The organism is Oceanisphaera sp. IT1-181 (assembly GCF_033807535.1).
GTDB lineage: Bacteria > Pseudomonadota > Gammaproteobacteria > Enterobacterales > Aeromonadaceae > Oceanimonas.
The window spans coordinates 3,022,739-3,039,292 of record NZ_CP136856.1 but is presented as its reverse complement, the minus strand read 5'-3'; the positions used below and the strand labels follow the sequence as shown (position 1 = coordinate 3,039,292).

Below are 16,554 nucleotides of genomic sequence, written 5' to 3'. Positions count from 1 at the left end.
AAGGCGATGCCATTATAGAAAAGCCGGTGGCGATAAGCGACTAAATACCGTTAGGGAAGGCGTGAGGTGTGCGATAGAAACGCGAGCGAGCGTCAGGGCTGGGCGCTTGGCGCTGGGTGTTCAGTGCATTTGAGTTGCCCATCTATCGGGGAAGCCATACAATTCCTTCTTTTCATTGGGGAATCAGTTTGAGCCAGAACCTTGTTGAAATAAAGGATCTCTGCTTTAGCCATGGTGAGCGAACCTTATACGATGGCATCAGTCTGCAGATCCCTAAAGGTAAAATTACTGCCATTATGGGCCCCAGCGGCATCGGTAAAACCACCATGCTGCGTCTGATTGGCGGCCAGATTAAACCCAGCAGCGGTGAAATCTTATTTGATGGTCAGTCCATTCCTAAGATGGGCCGGACGCGTTTATATGAACAACGCCAGCGCATGGGCATGTTATTTCAAAGTGGTGCGCTGTTTACCGGCATGTCGGTGTTCGATAACGTGGCTTTTTCGCTGCGCGAGCACAGTGGCTTTCCTGAGGCCATGATCCGCACCTTGGTGATGATGAAGTTAGAAGCGGTGGGCTTGCGTGGTGCGGCACAGTTAATGCCTGCTGAATTGTCCGGCGGCATGGCACGCCGTGTCGCCTTGGCCCGCGCCATCGCCCATGATCCCGAATTAATCATGTACGATGAACCCTTTGCCGGTCAGGATCCAATCAGCATGGCGGTACTGGTAAAGCTTATCGCCGAGCTAAATAAAGCCCAAGGCTTAACCTCGATTGTGGTGACCCACGATGTAGACGAGGCGCTGGGCATTGCCGATTACGCCTACGTGATTGCCAATAAAAAGGTGATTGCCGCTGGGACGCCCGATGAGCTGCGCCACAGCACAGACGCGCAATTGGTGCAGTTTTTAGAAGGTCAGGCGGATGGGCCAGTGGCATTTCATTATCCCGCACCGTCATTTAGGGAGTCGTTAGGCCATGTTAATTAATGTTATAGGCCGCCTTGGCCGCCAAGGCGTGGCCAGCCTTACCTCTGGTGGGCGCGCTGGCATCATGTTGGTGCAGGCCCTCATTGGTAAGCCACGGCCGAAGAAGCATTTTCCATTGCTGGTTGAGCAATTATACGTAGTGGGTGTGCAGTCGGTGGCCATTATCTTGGTGTCCGGTCTGTTTATCGGCATGGTGCTGGCGCTACAAGGCTACAACGTCTTGGTGGACTTTGGTGCCGAGGGCATGTTGGGGCCATTAGTGTCGTTATCTTTGCTGCGCGAATTAGGCCCAGTGGTGACCGGTTTGCTGTTTGCGGGCCGTGCCGGTTCTGCGTTAACGGCTGAGCTTGGCTTAATGAAAAGCACCGAGCAGTTATCCAGCCTAGAAATGATGGGCGTGGACCCACTGCGTCGCGTCGTCGCGCCGCGTTTTTGGGCTGGCATGATCAGTATGCCGCTGTTAGCGCTGATGTTTAGCCTAGTGGGCATCTGGGGTGCCAAGCTGGTGGGCGTAGACTGGTTAGGCGTCGATGCCGGCGGTTTTTGGTCGGCCATGCAGGCGGCAGTAGATTTTAAACAAGATATTATGCAAGGCTTTATCAAGACGATGGTGTTTGCCTTGGTAGTAACCTGGATTGCTTTGTTTAACGGTTATGATGCTAAGCCCACGGCGGCCGGCATCAGTCAGGCCACGACGCGTACCGTGGTTCATTCTTCTTTGGCGGTATTGGGGCTAGATTTCGTGCTCACCGTCGTTATGTTTGGATAAATAGTGATGAAATACAGCAAACTGGAATTCAGTGTTGGCTGCTTTATGTTAGCCGGAATTGGCGCCTTACTCTTGCTCGCTTTTAAAGTGGCGGGCATTAATGTACAAGGCCAAGGAGAAAGTTATACCCTCTATGCTAAGTTCGATAATATTGGTGGCTTAAAAGCCCGCTCGCCAGTCAAGGTCGGGGGCGTGGTGGTAGGGCGCGTGAGTAACATAAGCTTGGACGCCAAAGATCAAACCCCAGTGGTGACCTTAAGCGTGAATAGCAATGCGGGTGAATTCTCACAAAGTAGCACCGCCGCCATTCAAACTTCTGGCCTGTTGGGCGAGCAGTATCTGGCGTTAAGCCCAGGCTTCATTGATGAAGACATGGGTATTGGCATGCTCAAGGATGGTGATTTTATTGGCGACACTCAATCAGCATTGGTGCTGGAAGAGTTGATCGGTAAGTTCATATATTCAATTGGTGATAAATAAGCCAACACAGACGCTTAGGAGCAACGCATGAAAAAATTATTGATATCAGGACTATTAGTCCTAGCCGGTACTTGGGCGCCCTTGGCCAATGCTTTGACATTGAACGAACCTTACCAACTGATGAGTGAAGTCGCTCAAAACACCTTTGATCGACTGAACAACGAACAACGCCAGATCAAAGCTGATCCTAAATACTTACGCACCATAGTGCGTGAAGAGATGCTGCCTGGTGTCGATGTGCGCTTCTCGGCTTTTCGCGTGATTGGCAAGCAGCTCAACGACACTACACCGGCCCAGCGTGATGCGTTTGTGAATGCCTTTAGTGAGTACTTAGTGGTGACCTATGCAGATGCCTTGGCCGCCTATGACAAACAAACCCTGAACATTGGCAAAGGCCGCGTCGGTAAAGACGACCAGTTGGTGTCCATTCCGGTCAGCGTGTTAGAGCCGAATAAACCGACCATTAACCTTGAGTTCAAACTGCGTAAAAACAACCGCACCGGTGAGTGGAAGGTGTTTGATATGATAGCCGAGGGCATTAGCTTGCTGTCTGCTAAGCAGTCTGAGTTGAGCGGTCTTATCCGTCAAAAAGGCATCGATAACGTCACCCAAGACTTATTGGCGCACACCAATAAGCCGGTGACGCCGCTGGAACGTAAAAAATGAAATTAGGCCAGTCATTAACGCTGCCATTAACCTTGCCATTAACTCGGGACCAATTGCCCACTTATTGGGCCCAGCGCGCAGAGCTGTTTAGCCAAAATAAAGCAGACTTAAGCGCAGTGCGTGAGATTGACTCAATTGGCTTGGCGTTTTTGGTACAGTGGAGTCAGTCGTTGGCCGCGGATGCGCGGCCATTAACGCTGTCTACGCCGCCGGCGAGTTTTTATCCGCTGGCCGATTTATATGGCGTCGGCGATTTTTTTGCGCCGACCGACAACCTTGCCGAGAGCCAAAATGAGCCTGAATGAATCCAGTACTACTCAACAAAGTATTAATGAACAAGTAGAACAGTTATTGCGCCAAGCCTTGAGCTTGGACGAAGTGTATATCAAGAGCGAAGGCAGTCACTTTAACGTGATTGCGGTGTCAGCTGATTTTGCCGACATGAGCCGCCTTAAGCGGCAGCAGTCCATTAATGGTCCATTACGGGAATTGATTGCCGAAAATACCATTCATGCCCTGACCGTGAAGACCTTTACCCCTGAGCAATGGGCTCGGGAACGAAAATTTATTATGCCTTCCTAAGCGGGAATCAAGATGGACAAATTTAAAATACAAGGCCCTTGTCGGCTAGCCGGCGATGTCACTATTTCTGGTGCTAAAAATGCGGCCTTGCCGATCTTATTTGGCACCTTGTTGTGTGACGAAGCGATCACCTTGTCGAACGTGCCAAAACTGAAAGACGTAGACACCACGCTGCAACTGTTGACCTCTATGGGCTTAACGGTAGCGGAGCAAGATGACAGCTACGTGATTTCTGGCGCCGTTAACAGCCATATCGCCCCTTATGAGCTAGTGCGTACTATGCGTGCCTCTATCTTGGCCTTGGGCCCATTAGTGGCGCGCTTTGGCCAAGCTGATGTGTCATTACCCGGCGGTTGTGCCATAGGTGCACGTCCGGTGAATTTGCACATTCACGGTCTGGAGCAAATGGGGGCCGAGATCCACGTGGAAGACGGTTACATTAAAGCGCGCGTTGATGGTCGTTTAAAAGGCGCGCACATCTTGATGGACATGGTGAGCGTGACCGGTACCGAAAACCTGATGATGGCTGCCGTATTAGCAGAAGGCCGCACGGTTATCGAGAACGCGGCCCGTGAGCCAGAAGTGGTAGATTTAGCCAACTTCTTAAATGCACTTGGCGCTAAAATTCAAGGCATTGGCCAAGACACACTAATTATTGATGGCGTGGAAGCCTTGCATGGCGGTGAATATCGCGTGCAGCCGGATCGTATCGAAACCGGTACCTTCTTGGTGGGCGCGGCAGTCACCGGTGGTGATGTGACCTGTCACAACACAGACCCGCATCTGCTAGAAGCGGTACTGGTGAAACTCAAAGAAGCGGGCGCCGAGATTACCACCGGTGCAGACTGGATCCGTTTAAATATGACCGACCGAGTTCTGAAGCCGGTGGACATTAAAACCGCACCATACCCGGCTTTCCCGACCGACATGCAAGCCCAGTTTACTGTGCTGAATGCGGTCGCCAAAGGCGTGGGTCATGTGACTGAAACCATCTTTGAAAACCGTTTTATGCACGTGCCTGAGCTAAACCGCATGGGTGCCAGCATTGAATTACACGGCAATATGGCGATCTGTGGCGATACCGAGCAGCTCACCGGTGCCACTGTCATGGCCACGGACTTGCGCGCCTCTGCAAGCTTAGTGCTGGCCGGCTTTGTGGCCGAAGGCACCACCTTTGTGGACCGCATTTATCATATCGACCGCGGTTATGAAGTGATCGAAGATAAACTGTCTGCCCTCGGCGGCAAGATAGAGCGCATTAAAGGCTAGCTCGTAAGGAGTGAAACGTAAGGGGGGAGGGGTAACACAACGAGTCTTCGGAATTGCCTGTGATGCAGCCTTATCACACTACGTTTAGCTGATAAAAAGGGGTTAGGTGCATTTGCACCTAACCCCTTTTTTAATGGGTGCGCGGCTATCATTTTGATCGCCTTACGTTAAAGATAAACACCGCTCTGGGCGGAGCTATCGCAGTAGCGCGAAGCGGCACGTTAAACCGAGATATAGCTGCAGATTTAGCGAAACGGTAAAACGAGGAGGAGTTCCAAACTATCCTGCTGCGCAGGATCAGCCGGCTAAAGCTGTTTCTACAACAGACGGTGTGTGTCTGTCTTTATGTCGTCCCCTTTACTCTTCACCCCTCACGATCAATTACCGCAAGCGCTGAAAGCGTTTATCTTCTTCAATGTTAATGGTTAAGGTCATTATTTTACCTTGGCGCAGTAAGGTCGCGATTATAGTGCTGCCAGGCTTGGTTTCGGCAATTTTATCCATGGCGTGGCGGGTATTACGAATCGGCTCATCGTCTAATTTCAGTAACACATCCTCGACCAAGATACCGGCCTTGGCGGCAGGGCCGGTTTCGTTAATGCCCTCTACAAATAAGCCGGTACGATCACCCATTTTCAGTAATTGTGCCATTAGCGGCGGTATATCGGCACCGCTTATACCTAAGTAACCGCGGATCACTCGGCCGTGGCTGATCAGCTCCTGCATAATGCGCTGGGCTAACGCGTAGGGAATAGCAAAGTTGATGCCGTAGCTTTCTTGATGGGCCAAGCTTTGAAAGGAGGCGGTATTAATACCGACGATTTCCCCGTAGACGTTAATGAGCGCGCCGCCGGAGTTACCGGCATTAATGGCCGCATCGGTTTGCAGTAAGTCTTGGCGGCCATTACTGTCGGGCCCCATGCTCGATAAGCCTGAGCGCCCAGTGGCGCTGATAATGCCTTGGGTAATGGTTTGCCCAACATTATAAGGATTGCCGATAGCCAGCACAATATCGCCCACTTGCGGCGCCAGTTCATTGTCTTGTGGGATCACCGGTAGCTGCTCGGCATTAATCTTTAATACCGCTAAATCGGTCGGCACATCAAAGCCGGTGACTTCGCCGTTAAGAATGCGGCCATCTTGCAGCGCCACTATCACCTGATCCGCGTCGGCGATCACATGATAATTAGTTAACACATAACCTTGGTCGGTCATGATTACGCCTGAGCCTAAACTGGTGGAGCTTAGCTCAGGTGCGGCATCGCCACGCTGAAAACTGCGGGTATAAATATTGACCACGGCGGGGCCGGCACGGTTGGCCGCATAGGAGAAGCTGGAGACACCCACCTGCTGGTTGCGCCACCAATGCTCAAAAGGCTGAGTCTTAAGTTGCGGGAACACCACCAATAGCAATAACGCCATCAGTATCCCGAAGGCGACGGCCTGAACAATAAACTTTAGTGGAGCAAGTAAGCGCATAGAGAATTTGGCTGTTAACAAAAGAGTTACAGCATAACACAAAGTAAATCATTGGGAGCAAAGGGGAAATCAAGCTGTCAGCTAAAGATAAAAGCAGTGCACACATCCGTGCAGTATGGGTACGAGATGGTTTTTGTAGTCGCCCGTCTCTTTATCAAAGAGACGGGCGACTACAAGGGATTAAAATTGCCGGCTACCGATGAAATCCGGCAGCGCCAGTTTTGGTACACAAAGCTAACGCTTAGCGAACATAAAAAAGCAGCGCTAAACGCTGCTTTTAATTTTTACCATTATTTAACCGCCGTGGTAGGGATTAGCTTGGTTCTAGGCGTTATTCTATCTCAACACCAAATACAAAGAGGAGTTACCGCGCTGAATATTCAGTGCTATTACGTCGGGTTTCGCTTCTATTATTTTGCGTAACTGGGCGAGATTTTTTATCCGCTTACGGTTGACGCCGATAATAACATCGTCTTTTTCCAGTCCAGACATGGCCGCTGGCGAGCGCGGTGCCACTTCTATGACTTTCACGCCTTTCACCCCATCTTTAGTCTCGGTTTTGGCCAGCGTCGCGCCTTCGAGCGCCTCGTTTAAGGTGTTGGCGGCGACATTTTCGTCTTCGGCTCGGGCCAAGGTTACGTCAACCTCTTGCTTCTTACCGTCGCGGAATATGCCTAAGTTCACGGTTTTATCGGCGCCCATGGTGGCGACCTTGGCGCGTAACTCGCTAAAAGAGCGCACCGGTTTATTATCTAAGCTGATAATAATGTCACCGGCTTTTAAGCCCGCTTTATCGGCGGAGGAATCTTCGATTACCTGACTGACGAAAGCCCCATGCTGGCTACGATAGCCAAAGGTGCGTGCCAGTTCGGAAGTCAGCTCGCCGCCCATCACGCCCAGCACGCCACGGCGTACTTCACCGTATTCGATGATCTGTTCCGTCAGGCTTTTCACCATATTGGCGGGAATCGCAAAGCCGATGCCGATGTTGCCGCCGTTGGGACCTAAGATAGCGGTATTAATGCCCACCAATTTACCCTCAAGATCGAGCAGGGCGCCACCTGAGTTGCCGGAGTTAATGGCGGCATCGGTTTGAATGAAGTTTTCTAGGTTTTCGACATTTAAGCCAGAGCGACCTAAGGCGCTGATAATGCCTGAGGTCACGGTTTGGCCGAGGCCAAAGGGGTTGCCGATGGCAATAGCAAAGTCACCGACTCGCAGCTGATCTGAGTCGGCAAATTCGATTTCGACTAAATCTTTGGCATCTACCTTCAATAAGGCGATATCGCTTTGTTTATCGCTGCCAATTAATTCGGCTTCGTATTCTTGACCATCCATCAAGGTTATCAGGATTTTATCTGCATCAGAGATTACGTGATTATTGGTGATCACATAGCCTTTCTTAGCATCAACAATGACCCCAGAACCCAGTGCTTGAAACGGGCGCTCTTGTACCTGTTCACCCTGCATCTCTGGCCCAAAGAAGAAGCGAAACGGCTCGGGCAACACTTGACGACTGATTTTATTACCAGACACGGAGATATTGACCACCGCAGGGGTCACTTTTTCCAGCACTGGGGCTAGGCTGCGAATATCGCTACCCGCCGCCAAGGGCAATGCCGCTTGGGCGGCGGGTATGACGGCTAGGCCAATACTCAGTGCCAAGGCTGACACCAAAGGGAGTCGAGATTTCATACAGATGCTCCTAATTGTCTATTAATAAGATCTATAAATACGGTCAAACAATGCGACAAGAAAAATGAATATTCAGACTTATGCAGACCTCTGTAGGTCCATAAGAGTTCCTAAGGCCGAGCTAATATTTAAGCTCAACGCTATTAAATGGTGGCATTATTCTTCAGTTCAAGCCCATATCCCCATGAGATCAAGCACTTGTGCTGAGCTGTCCTAGCTTTAGCTCCCGTTACTTGCTCAAAGCGTAACCTAGCCAGTACACTAGCCTGCCATGTTCCATGATAGCGGTAATCATTCTTGCCATGAGCCCCAGTGAACGATATCAGGCCGATTTGCAGCGCGCCGACTTTGTTGAAGACAGCGCCCAACAATTGGCGGTACGCCATTTACAGCGTTTATATGATGAGTTGCTACTCCCAGTGTTGCCTGTACCTCGGCCAAGTTTTTGGCAGCAGCTTACCCGCCAACCAGCCCCGCCTACTGAGGCTATTACCGGCCTGTATTTTTGGGGCGGCGTAGGGCGTGGTAAAACCTACTTGATGGATACCTTTTATGATTGTTTGCCCTTTGATAATAAACTCAGAGTGCACTTCCATCATTTTATGCAGCGAGTGCATACAGAGCTGCAAAGCCTGAACGGACAAGTGGATCCACTAAAAGTGGTGGCCACCAACTTAGCCAAACAAGCGCGCATTATTTGTTTCGATGAGTTTTTTGTCTCTGATATCACTGACGCCATGATCTTGGGCACCTTGTTTGAGTATTTGTTTGCTGAGGGTATGATTTTAGTGGCCACCTCTAACATTCCTCCCGACGAGCTTTATCGCAATGGCTTGCAAAGAACGCGCTTCTTACCGGCCATAGCGCTGATTAAGCAGCATTGCAGCGTCGTAAATGTAGACTCAGGTATCGATTATCGGCTCCGCACCCTGCAACAGGCCAATCTTTATCATTGGCCATTAACGGCTGAGGCGACGGCCGCGTTGGCGGAGTATTTTGCCAGCCTAAGTTTGGGCGATGCGCGCTGGGAGCAAGAGATTCACGTCAATCACAGACCCTTAATGACCATAGCCGAGGGCGCGGGCGTACTCTATATGGATTATCAAGAGTTGTGCTGTACGCCACGCTCCCAGCTTGACTATATTGAGCTGGCGCGTCGTTATCACACCATCATAGTGGCCAATGTGAGGGCGATGGGCCCCGAGACCAGCGATGCGGCGCGGCGCTTTATTGCCTTGGTGGATGAATTTTACGAACGGCGCGTGAAGTTAATCCTCTCGGCGGCCGTGCCCATGAAGGAGCTTTATCAGTCTGGGCTGCTGGAATTTGAGTTTCAACGCTGCTTGTCACGATTGATTGAAATGCAATCCCATGAATATCTTGCCAGAGAGCATTTGCCTTAACTAACAGCGCGTGCCCTCCAGTATTAGAGAACAACATTTTTTGCCACGGAAGAACACGGAATCCACAGAAAAATAGCGATCAGATCTGAATAGGCCAACGCTGCAAATATTTTTATCGGTAAGAGGCCAAATCCTAAACACTCTTATCTTTGTTTTTCCGAGGGTTCCGTGGATTCAGTGGCAGATCGGGGTTTATCTATAGGCTGTGTGCTTGCGCTGCTGTTTTAAGCAGAATTCCCTTTCTTTAGCAGGGGTAGAATGTCAAAATATGCGCCCCCGTATCAGGGCATGATATTGGGAAGGGGTAGGGCGAACCTACTAATTTTAATGGGCATTGAAATTAGTAGGTGATTATTACGGCAACTTTACCTATAATCGCCCAGCCCACGTTACACCGCTGTCTAACGGACGGCATCACTGTAAACAGACTAGTACTCGAAGGGGTATATGTTTGCTCGTGTTTTGCGCAAGTGCGCAAGTGTATAATTCATTTAAGTATTTTGGGTTTATCCATGAAAACTTTTGTTGCTAAGCCAGAAACCGTAAAGCGTGACTGGTATGTTGTTGATGCAGAAGGCAAAACTCTGGGTCGTTTGGCCTCTGAGATTGCGCTTCGTCTGCGTGGTAAGCATAAGCCGGAATATACTCCGCACGTTGACTGTGGCGATTACATCGTTGTAGTAAATGCTGAGAAAATTCAGGTAACCGGTAATAAAGCCGAAGGCAAAATTTACTATTCTCACTCCGGTTTTCCGGGTGGTTTGAAATCAATCACTTTCGAAAAGCTGATTGTACGCAAGCCAGAGATGGTCATTGAGTCTGCCGTTCGCGGCATGCTGCCTCGTGGCCCACTGGGTCGTGCTATGTTCCGCAAGATGAAAGTCTTTGTGGGCGCGCAGCACAACCACGCGGCGCAACAACCTCAAGTACTGGACATCTAAGGCGGGATTAGGCAAATGGCAGAAACTCAATACTACGGTACTGGTCGTCGTAAAAGCTCAACTGCACGAGTATTCGTGAAGCCGGGTAGCGGCAATATCGTAATTAACAAACGTTCTTTGGATCAGTACTTTGGCCGCGAGACCGCCCGTATGGTGGTTCGTCAGCCTTTGGAACTGGTTGAAATGACCGAAAAATTTGATCTGTATATCACTGTTTCTGGTGGTGGCATTTCTGGTCAGGCTGGCGCAATTCGTCACGGCATTACACGTGCCCTGATGCAATTCGACGAGACCTTGCGCGCTTCTCTGCGTAAAGCGGGCTTCGTTACGCGTGACGCTCGTAAAGTTGAGCGTAAGAAAGTTGGTCTGCATAAAGCACGTAAGCGTCCTCAGTTCTCCAAGCGTTAATTGGGACGGCGTTTTACAACAAAAGCCCGGGGTTTACCCGGGCTTTTTTATATCTGAAAAAATAATTTTCTGTTGCTAGTAAAACGTTGTTTTTAAATAAAAAATAATATTATAAGAAATCATTTACTGCCACTTCCCCCGTCCTTGTAAAGGAAGGCGTTTTTCTTTAGAATTTCAGGGTTTTTGTGGCAATTGAAACCATAATATCCGCCGCAGTTGTCACAAGCCGTCTCGAAGCATGGAACGAACAATAAACGCGCGGAGACCAAATGGGAGAGTTTTTGGATGAGCAATGCGCCAGTTAATACCGGTCGCCGCAGATTTCTAACCTGGTCAACCACAGTCGTGGGTGGGGTTGGAGCTGCTTTTGCCGCGGTACCTTTTATTGCTTCTTGGAACCCCAGCGCAAAAGCGAAAGCTGCCGGGGCACCCGTAGAAGTAGATGTGAGCAAAGTTGAACCGGGTCAGTTAATCCGAGTAGAGTGGCGTGGTAAGCCCGTATGGGTGGTCCGTCGTAACCAAGAGACGCTTGATTCGCTGACTAAGCTTGATGATCAGCTACGGGATCCCGATTCCGCTGAGCCACAACAGCCAGATTATGCGCAAAACGCATATCGCTCGATCAAACCTGAATTACTCGTGACAGTAGGTATTTGTACCCATCTTGGGTGTTCACCTACTTACTTGCCAGATACCTTTGGCGAGCAGGTTCAGGGAGTGACCTCTGGTTTCTTCTGCCCTTGTCACGGTTCCAAGTTTGATATGGCCGGTCGCGTTTTCAAAAGCGTTCCTGCGCCATTGAACTTGGTGATCCCCCCTTATTATTATGTCAACGACGCCACGATTTTAGTGGGCGAAGACGGCGAAGGAGCCTAAGCATGTTGGGTAAACTCGTAAACTGGATCGACGAACGGATCCCGATGACGGCGACCTACAACAAGCACGTAGGTCAGTATCCGGCACCGAAAAACTTTAACTTTTGGTATTTCTTTGGCTCACTGGCCATGCTGGTGCTGGTAAATCAGCTGCTGACTGGTGTCTGGTTAACCATGAACTACAATCCGTCCGGTGACGGCGCTTTTAACTCCATTGAATACATAATGCGTGATGTGGAGTACGGCTGGTTACTGCGTTATATGCACAGTACCGGTGCCTCTGCGTTCTTCGTGGTAGTGTATCTGCACATGTTCCGTGGCCTGATCTATGGCTCTTACCAGAAACCACGCGAACTGCTGTGGCTGTTCGGTATGCTGATTTTCTTAGTGCTGATGGCTGAAGCCTTTATGGGCTATCTGTTGCCGTGGGGCCAGATGTCTTATTGGGGCGCGCAGGTTATTATTTCATTGTTCGGTGCCATTCCGGTGATCGGCGATGACTTAACACTGTGGATCCGTGGTGACTATGTTATCTCGGGCGTCACTTTGACCCGTTTCTTTGCCTTGCACGTGATAGCGCTGCCTTTGGTGTTAGTGATACTGGTGTTCTTACACATAGTAGCGCTGCACGAAGTGGGTTCTAATAACCCTGATGGCATCGACATTAAGAAAGTAAAAGATGAAAACGGCTGGCCGAAAGACGCTATTCCGTTCCACCCTTACTACTCTGTAAAAGACATAGTGGGCGTGGCAGGCTTCTTGTTTATTTTTGCCTTCTTTATCTTCTTTATGCCCGAGGGTGGTGGTTACTTCTTAGAAGCGCCTAACTTTGAAGCGGCTAACAGCCTGAAGACCCCTGAGCACATAGCGCCAGTGTGGTACTTCACGCCTTTCTACGCCATTTTGCGTGCGGTACCTGATAAGTTAACCGGTGTTATCTTGATGGGGCTGTCGATAGCGGTGCTGTTCTTGTTGCCTTGGCTTGACCGTTGCAACGTGCGATCGTTCCGCTACCGTAGCAAACTGCATTTGTTGAACATCACTCAGTTTGTGATCTGCTTCGTTATCTTGGGTGTGCTGGGTACTTTGGCTTCTACTCCCACCCTGACGTTGTTGGCGCAAATCTGTTCCTTTGGTTATTTCGCCTTCTTTGTACTGTTGTTCTTCTACAGTAAAAACGAAAAAACCAAGCCGCTGCCAGAGAGGGTGACATTTTAATGAAGAAGTTAATCATTGCTGTACTCGCCTTTTTACCAGCCTTGGCCTTCGGCTCAGCTGCGGTCAAGCTAGACAAGGCGCATTATGACTTGACCGATAAGGCCTCATTGCAAAATGGCGCTAAATTGTTCATGAACTATTGTGCGGCTTGCCACGGTACTCAGCACCAGCGTTATAACCGCGTGGCTGCAGACTTAGGCATTCCAGAAGATGTGATGCAGGCTAATCTCAACTTTACCGGCGTACCTATCGGTGAGTTGATGAAAAACTCCATCCCTGAAAAAGACGCGGCCACTTGGTTTGGCGCCCCACCACCGGATTTAACACTGGTAGCACGGGTGCGTGGCACTGACTGGTTATATACCTATTTGCGTTCTTTCTATAAAGATGACGAGCGTCCTTTTGGCGTGAATAATCTGGTGTTTCCATCGGTGGGTATGCCCCACGTATTGGAGCCACTGCAAGGTAGCGCTAGGTTAAAAACCAAAGTACATACCGTGGATGGTGAAGAAGTCATCACGCCCGTTGGCATCGAAGTGGATGGTAATGGCGAGTTGAGCGGGGAAGAATACGATGCTGCAGTATTGGATATCGTTAACTTCTTAGCTTATTCCGCTGATCCCATTAAGCTGGAACGTCATCGTATTGGCTATTGGGTACTCGGTTTCTTAGCTATCTTCTTTGTCTTCGCTTATCTGTTGAAGAAAGAATACTGGCGTGACGTACACTGATTAGACATCGTCTAAGCTAACTTTTGGGGCGGCAATGGGGCAAAAATGCTTCATTGCCGTTCCTGTTTATGATTTGTGGAGGATCTAATGGCAGTTGCGGCTAATAAACGTTCTATCATGACGTTGTTTTCGGGTGCTGAAGATATTTACAGTCACCAAGTACGTATCGTGTTGGCTGAAAAAGGTGTCAGCGTTGAAATCAGCCAGGTTGAGCTGGATTCGCTCCCTGAAGAAATGCTGGAGCTGAATGCGTATGGCACTTTGCCGACTTTGGTTGACCGTGAGCTGGTGCTGTATGAATCAGACATCATCATGGAGTATCTGGATGAGCGTTTTCCTCATCCACCGCTGATGCCGGTTTATCCGGTGGCACGCGGCAGCAGTCGTTTGATGATGCATCGTATCAAACAAGACTGGTATTCCTTAGTTGAGCGTATTCAACGTAACGATAAAGCCGACGAAGCCCGCAAAGAATTACGCGAAGCTTTGTTAGCGGTAGCCCCCATCTTTGGCGAGTACTCTTACTTTATGAGTGAAGAGTTCAGCTTGGTGGATTGCTACATGGCACCTTTGTTATGGCGTTTGCCATCTTTGGGTATCGAGCTGTCGGGCCGTGGTGCTAAAGAGTTGAAAGGCTATATGATCCGCTTGTTTGAGCGCGAGTCGTATCAAGCGTCCATGACCGAAGCTGAGCGTGATATTGGTGGTAAGATTTAATTATGGATAATCTGACACCCAGCCGTCCTTATCTGTTGCGTGCCTTTTATGAGTGGCTGTTAGATAACGAACTGACGCCTCATTTACTGGTGAATGCGGGCTTGCCGCACACCACGGTACCACAGCAGTATGTTAAAGATGGCCAGATAGTGCTGAACATAGCACCCACGGCCGTCGTTGGCTTACAGATGGATAACGATGCGGTGAGTTTTAGCGCGCGTTTTGGTGGTTCGCCATTTCAGGTGTACGTACCTATGGCGGCCGTGGTGTCGATTCAGGCCAGAGAAAACGGTGCGGGCACCTTTTTTCCACCTGAAGTTGCTTATGATGCTTGGCTTGCCAGCTTAGACGCCGATGGGCCGAAAAGCATTGACTCAAGCACAGAGCCAGATGATCCAGCTTCGCCGCCAAGTACGCCGCCTAAGAAGGGCAGACCCAGCTTACGCGTCGTTAAGTAATTAAATAGTAAGTAATTAAGTCGTGAAGTCTTAATCAGTTACTAGAAGCAAAAACGCAGCCCTTGGGCTGCGTTTTTTTATGGCTGGAATAGGTGGTGAGGAGTGAGGTGTAAAGAGTGAGGGGATGTATGATTTTCACGCCTCACGCCTCACGCCTCACGCCTCACGCCTCACGCCTCACGCCTCACGCCTCACGCCTCACGCCTCACGTTTTAAGATCGCGCACGCTGACACTATCAATAATATCCTTCAGATGCTGGGTGAGCTGGGCCACTTCATAGCTGGTTTGCATATTATCTTGGGCGTGATCCGAAGTGCTTTCGGCGGACTGGCTGATCAAGTGCACCTTGTTGGTGATTTCACTGGATACATGGGATTGTTGCTCGGCGGCGATAGCAATCATCATATTTAAATCGTTCATCACGCTAATTTGTTGCGCTATCTCTTCAATGGAGCTTTCAGAGGTTTGGGTCTGAGCCACGCCGTTGTTGGCCAGTGTTAAACATTCAGCCATCACGCTTACCGCTTGGAGGGTGGTACTTTGCAGGCGCGCTATGGTTTGCTCGATATCGGCAATGGAACCTTGGGTGCCCCAGCAAGGCTACGTATATCATCGGCCACCACCTGCAAAGCCATGGCCTTGCTCACCGGCGCGGGCGGCTTCAATGGCGGCATTTAAGGGTTATCTCGTTTTCTGCTTGACTAAGGTGCCGCCTGCACAAATTCAAATACCGTAATCACCCGTTTTACACCGGCTATGTTACGGGCCAATTGCACTGAGATATCCGCTTCTTTTTGCGTGACCAAGCCAATCAGGAATACTTCACTATTTTCAGTGACGACTTTGACTTTAGTGCCATCTATGTTCTTTTCGGCCAATAAAGTGCTTTTAACCTTAGAGGTGAGCCAAGTGTCCTGACTGCGTGCGGTAATGTCGAGGGGCTTCGTAATGCGCAATTCATTAAAGACTTCCGTCACGCCGGGCACGCCTTTCACCACTGCTTCTGCTTGTTGACTGTATTCTTGGGTGGGTGTTTGGCCAACTAATAAGCTCTTGCCATTGGTGGTGATCACCACCACGCGGCTGTCTGCCCATAAAGGATTAGTGGTGCCTAAGCGATGTGTAGCGCGCATATCTACGGCTTGGTCGCTGACTTGGGTGGAAACTGCTCTGCGGTCGGTGATGGAGCCAAAGCCGGTGCCGGCACCGGCGAGCATCACGCCGGCACAGCCTTGTAAGAGTAGCGTTACAGCGAAAAGTAGCGTGAGTTTATGGCTCATTAGTCATCTTCCTCTTGCGGGAACAAAGTACGGTCAATCAAGTCACACAAGCAATGCAGTGTTAATAGATTGACCTCATGAATACGCGGCGCACGCAGCGCCGGCACCCGAATTTCTACATCATTGGGGCCTAATAAACCGGCCAGCTCACCGCCATCTTTGCCGCTAAGGGCCACTATGGTCATATCACGGCTGAGTGCGGCTTCTGCCGCCTTAATGAGATTACGGCTATTGCCACTGGTGGAGATCACCACTAACACATCACCTTCTTGACCTAAGGCGCGAATTTGGCGGCCATAGGCTTCATCAAAATGTTGATCCACGGCAATGGCACTGATGCTGCAGGTATCTAGGGTTAAACAAATAGCAGGCAGCGCGGGGCGCTCGGTTTCGTAACGGTTAATCAATTCACTCACAAACAATTGTGCCAAGGCATTAGAGCCGCCATTGCCGCAAACCAATAATTTATTACCGTTTAATAAACACATCACCATCATTTGCGCGGCCGCCAAAATATCATCGGGTAGCGCTTCGGCGGCGGCAATCTTAGTTTGAATACTTTCGGTAAAGCTGGCTTTGATCTCGTCCTGCAT

20 protein-coding genes and 1 pseudogene are annotated in these 16,554 nt (G+C 49.9%); 15 read left to right on the top strand and 6 right to left on the bottom strand.

The window, feature by feature from the left end; translation table 11 throughout:
* The first annotated feature begins 188 nt into the window (after window positions 1-188).
* The 7 genes from R0134_RS13480 to murA are packed head-to-tail and all read left to right on the top strand — an operon-like array spanning window position 189 to window position 4,755.
* Complete coding sequence (locus R0134_RS13480) at window positions 189-989, top strand: ATP-binding cassette domain-containing protein (protein ID WP_319782464.1); 801 nt, start codon at window positions 189-191, stop codon at window positions 987-989.
* Window positions 979-1,758, top strand: coding sequence for a lipid asymmetry maintenance ABC transporter permease subunit MlaE (gene mlaE / locus R0134_RS13475; protein WP_087036772.1), 780 nt, complete (start codon window positions 979-981; stop codon window positions 1,756-1,758). The genes R0134_RS13480 and mlaE overlap by 11 nt, the downstream gene beginning before the upstream one ends.
* A 6-nt stretch (window positions 1,759-1,764) precedes the next feature.
* A complete protein-coding gene (gene mlaD / locus R0134_RS13470; RefSeq protein ID WP_087036774.1) occupies window positions 1,765-2,238 on the top strand; it encodes an outer membrane lipid asymmetry maintenance protein MlaD in 474 nt (157 codons plus the stop codon).
* A gap of 27 nt (window positions 2,239-2,265) precedes the next feature.
* A complete protein-coding gene (gene mlaC / locus R0134_RS13465) occupies window positions 2,266-2,904 on the top strand; it encodes a phospholipid-binding protein MlaC (protein ID WP_319782463.1) in 639 nt (212 codons plus the stop codon).
* Window positions 2,901-3,209 (top strand): lipid asymmetry maintenance protein MlaB, encoded by a 309-nt coding sequence (locus R0134_RS13460; RefSeq protein ID WP_319782461.1) that lies wholly within the window; start codon window positions 2,901-2,903, stop codon window positions 3,207-3,209. The genes mlaC and R0134_RS13460 overlap by 4 nt, the downstream gene beginning before the upstream one ends.
* The gene (locus R0134_RS13455) at window positions 3,196-3,486 is read left to right on the top strand and encodes a BolA family protein (protein ID WP_087036780.1); all 291 of its coding nucleotides are present in this window, start codon (window positions 3,196-3,198) and stop codon (window positions 3,484-3,486) included. The genes R0134_RS13460 and R0134_RS13455 overlap by 14 nt, the downstream gene beginning before the upstream one ends.
* A 12-nt stretch (window positions 3,487-3,498) precedes the next feature.
* On the top strand, window positions 3,499-4,755 hold the full coding sequence (murA, locus tag R0134_RS13450; protein ID WP_319782459.1) for a UDP-N-acetylglucosamine 1-carboxyvinyltransferase: 1,257 nt from the start codon (window positions 3,499-3,501) through the stop codon (window positions 4,753-4,755).
* Window positions 4,756-5,136: 381 nt separating this feature from the next.
* On the opposite strand, the gene degS is transcribed toward murA, so the two are convergent.
* Window positions 5,137-6,234 carry an outer membrane-stress sensor serine endopeptidase DegS gene (gene degS, locus R0134_RS13445; protein ID WP_319782458.1) on the bottom strand — a complete coding sequence of 366 codons (1,098 nt, stop codon included), beginning with the start codon at window positions 6,232-6,234 and terminating at the stop codon, window positions 5,137-5,139.
* Window positions 6,235-6,570: 336 nt separating this feature from the next.
* Window positions 6,571-7,929 (bottom strand): Do family serine endopeptidase, encoded by a 1,359-nt coding sequence (locus R0134_RS13440; protein ID WP_319782457.1) that lies wholly within the window; start codon window positions 7,927-7,929, stop codon window positions 6,571-6,573.
* 302 nt (window positions 7,930-8,231) lie between these two features.
* Between R0134_RS13440 and zapE the strand changes: the two genes are divergently transcribed.
* From zapE to R0134_RS13400, 8 genes are all read left to right on the top strand, one after another.
* Entirely contained in the window at window positions 8,232-9,332 is a 1,101-nt protein-coding gene (gene zapE / locus R0134_RS13435) for a cell division protein ZapE (protein WP_319784373.1), read from the top strand.
* Window positions 9,333-9,844: 512 nt separating this feature from the next.
* Complete coding sequence (rplM, locus tag R0134_RS13430; RefSeq protein ID WP_087036787.1) at window positions 9,845-10,273, top strand: 50S ribosomal protein L13; 429 nt, start codon at window positions 9,845-9,847, stop codon at window positions 10,271-10,273.
* A 15-nt stretch (window positions 10,274-10,288) separates the two neighbouring features.
* Entirely contained in the window at window positions 10,289-10,681 is a 393-nt protein-coding gene (rpsI, locus tag R0134_RS13425) for a 30S ribosomal protein S9 (RefSeq protein WP_087036788.1), read from the top strand.
* Window positions 10,682-10,966: 285 nt separating this feature from the next.
* On the top strand, window positions 10,967-11,557 hold the full coding sequence (gene petA / locus R0134_RS13420; RefSeq protein WP_319782456.1) for a ubiquinol-cytochrome c reductase iron-sulfur subunit: 591 nt from the start codon (window positions 10,967-10,969) through the stop codon (window positions 11,555-11,557).
* A 2-nt stretch (window positions 11,558-11,559) separates the two neighbouring features.
* A complete protein-coding gene (locus R0134_RS13415; protein ID WP_319782455.1) occupies window positions 11,560-12,774 on the top strand; it encodes a cytochrome bc complex cytochrome b subunit in 1,215 nt (404 codons plus the stop codon).
* Window positions 12,774-13,505, top strand: a complete 732-nt coding sequence (locus R0134_RS13410) for a cytochrome c1 (RefSeq protein WP_319782454.1) — start codon at window positions 12,774-12,776, stop codon at window positions 13,503-13,505. The genes R0134_RS13415 and R0134_RS13410 overlap by 1 nt, the downstream gene beginning before the upstream one ends.
* An 87-nt stretch (window positions 13,506-13,592) precedes the next feature.
* On the top strand, window positions 13,593-14,222 hold the full coding sequence (gene sspA / locus R0134_RS13405) for a stringent starvation protein SspA (RefSeq protein ID WP_319782453.1): 630 nt from the start codon (window positions 13,593-13,595) through the stop codon (window positions 14,220-14,222).
* A gap of 2 nt (window positions 14,223-14,224) precedes the next feature.
* A complete protein-coding gene (locus tag R0134_RS13400) occupies window positions 14,225-14,680 on the top strand; it encodes a ClpXP protease specificity-enhancing factor (protein WP_319782452.1) in 456 nt (151 codons plus the stop codon).
* 205 nt (window positions 14,681-14,885) lie between these two features.
* Here R0134_RS13400 and R0134_RS13395 read toward each other — a convergent pair whose 3' ends face one another.
* From R0134_RS13395 to R0134_RS13380, 4 genes and pseudogenes are all read right to left on the bottom strand, one after another.
* On the bottom strand, window positions 14,886-15,194 hold the full coding sequence (locus R0134_RS13395; RefSeq protein WP_319782451.1) for a hypothetical protein: 309 nt from the start codon (window positions 15,192-15,194) through the stop codon (window positions 14,886-14,888).
* A 68-nt stretch (window positions 15,195-15,262) separates the two neighbouring features.
* Window positions 15,263-15,359: pseudogene (locus tag R0134_RS16540) on the bottom strand (methyl-accepting chemotaxis protein); the annotation flags it as partial.
* Between the two features lie 23 nt (window positions 15,360-15,382).
* The gene (gene dolP, locus R0134_RS13385) at window positions 15,383-15,961 is read right to left on the bottom strand and encodes a division/outer membrane stress-associated lipid-binding lipoprotein (protein ID WP_319782449.1); all 579 of its coding nucleotides are present in this window, start codon (window positions 15,959-15,961) and stop codon (window positions 15,383-15,385) included.
* The gene (locus tag R0134_RS13380) at window positions 15,961-16,554 is read right to left on the bottom strand and encodes an SIS domain-containing protein (protein ID WP_319782448.1); all 594 of its coding nucleotides are present in this window, start codon (window positions 16,552-16,554) and stop codon (window positions 15,961-15,963) included. Before R0134_RS13380 ends, dolP begins: the two co-directional genes overlap by 1 nt.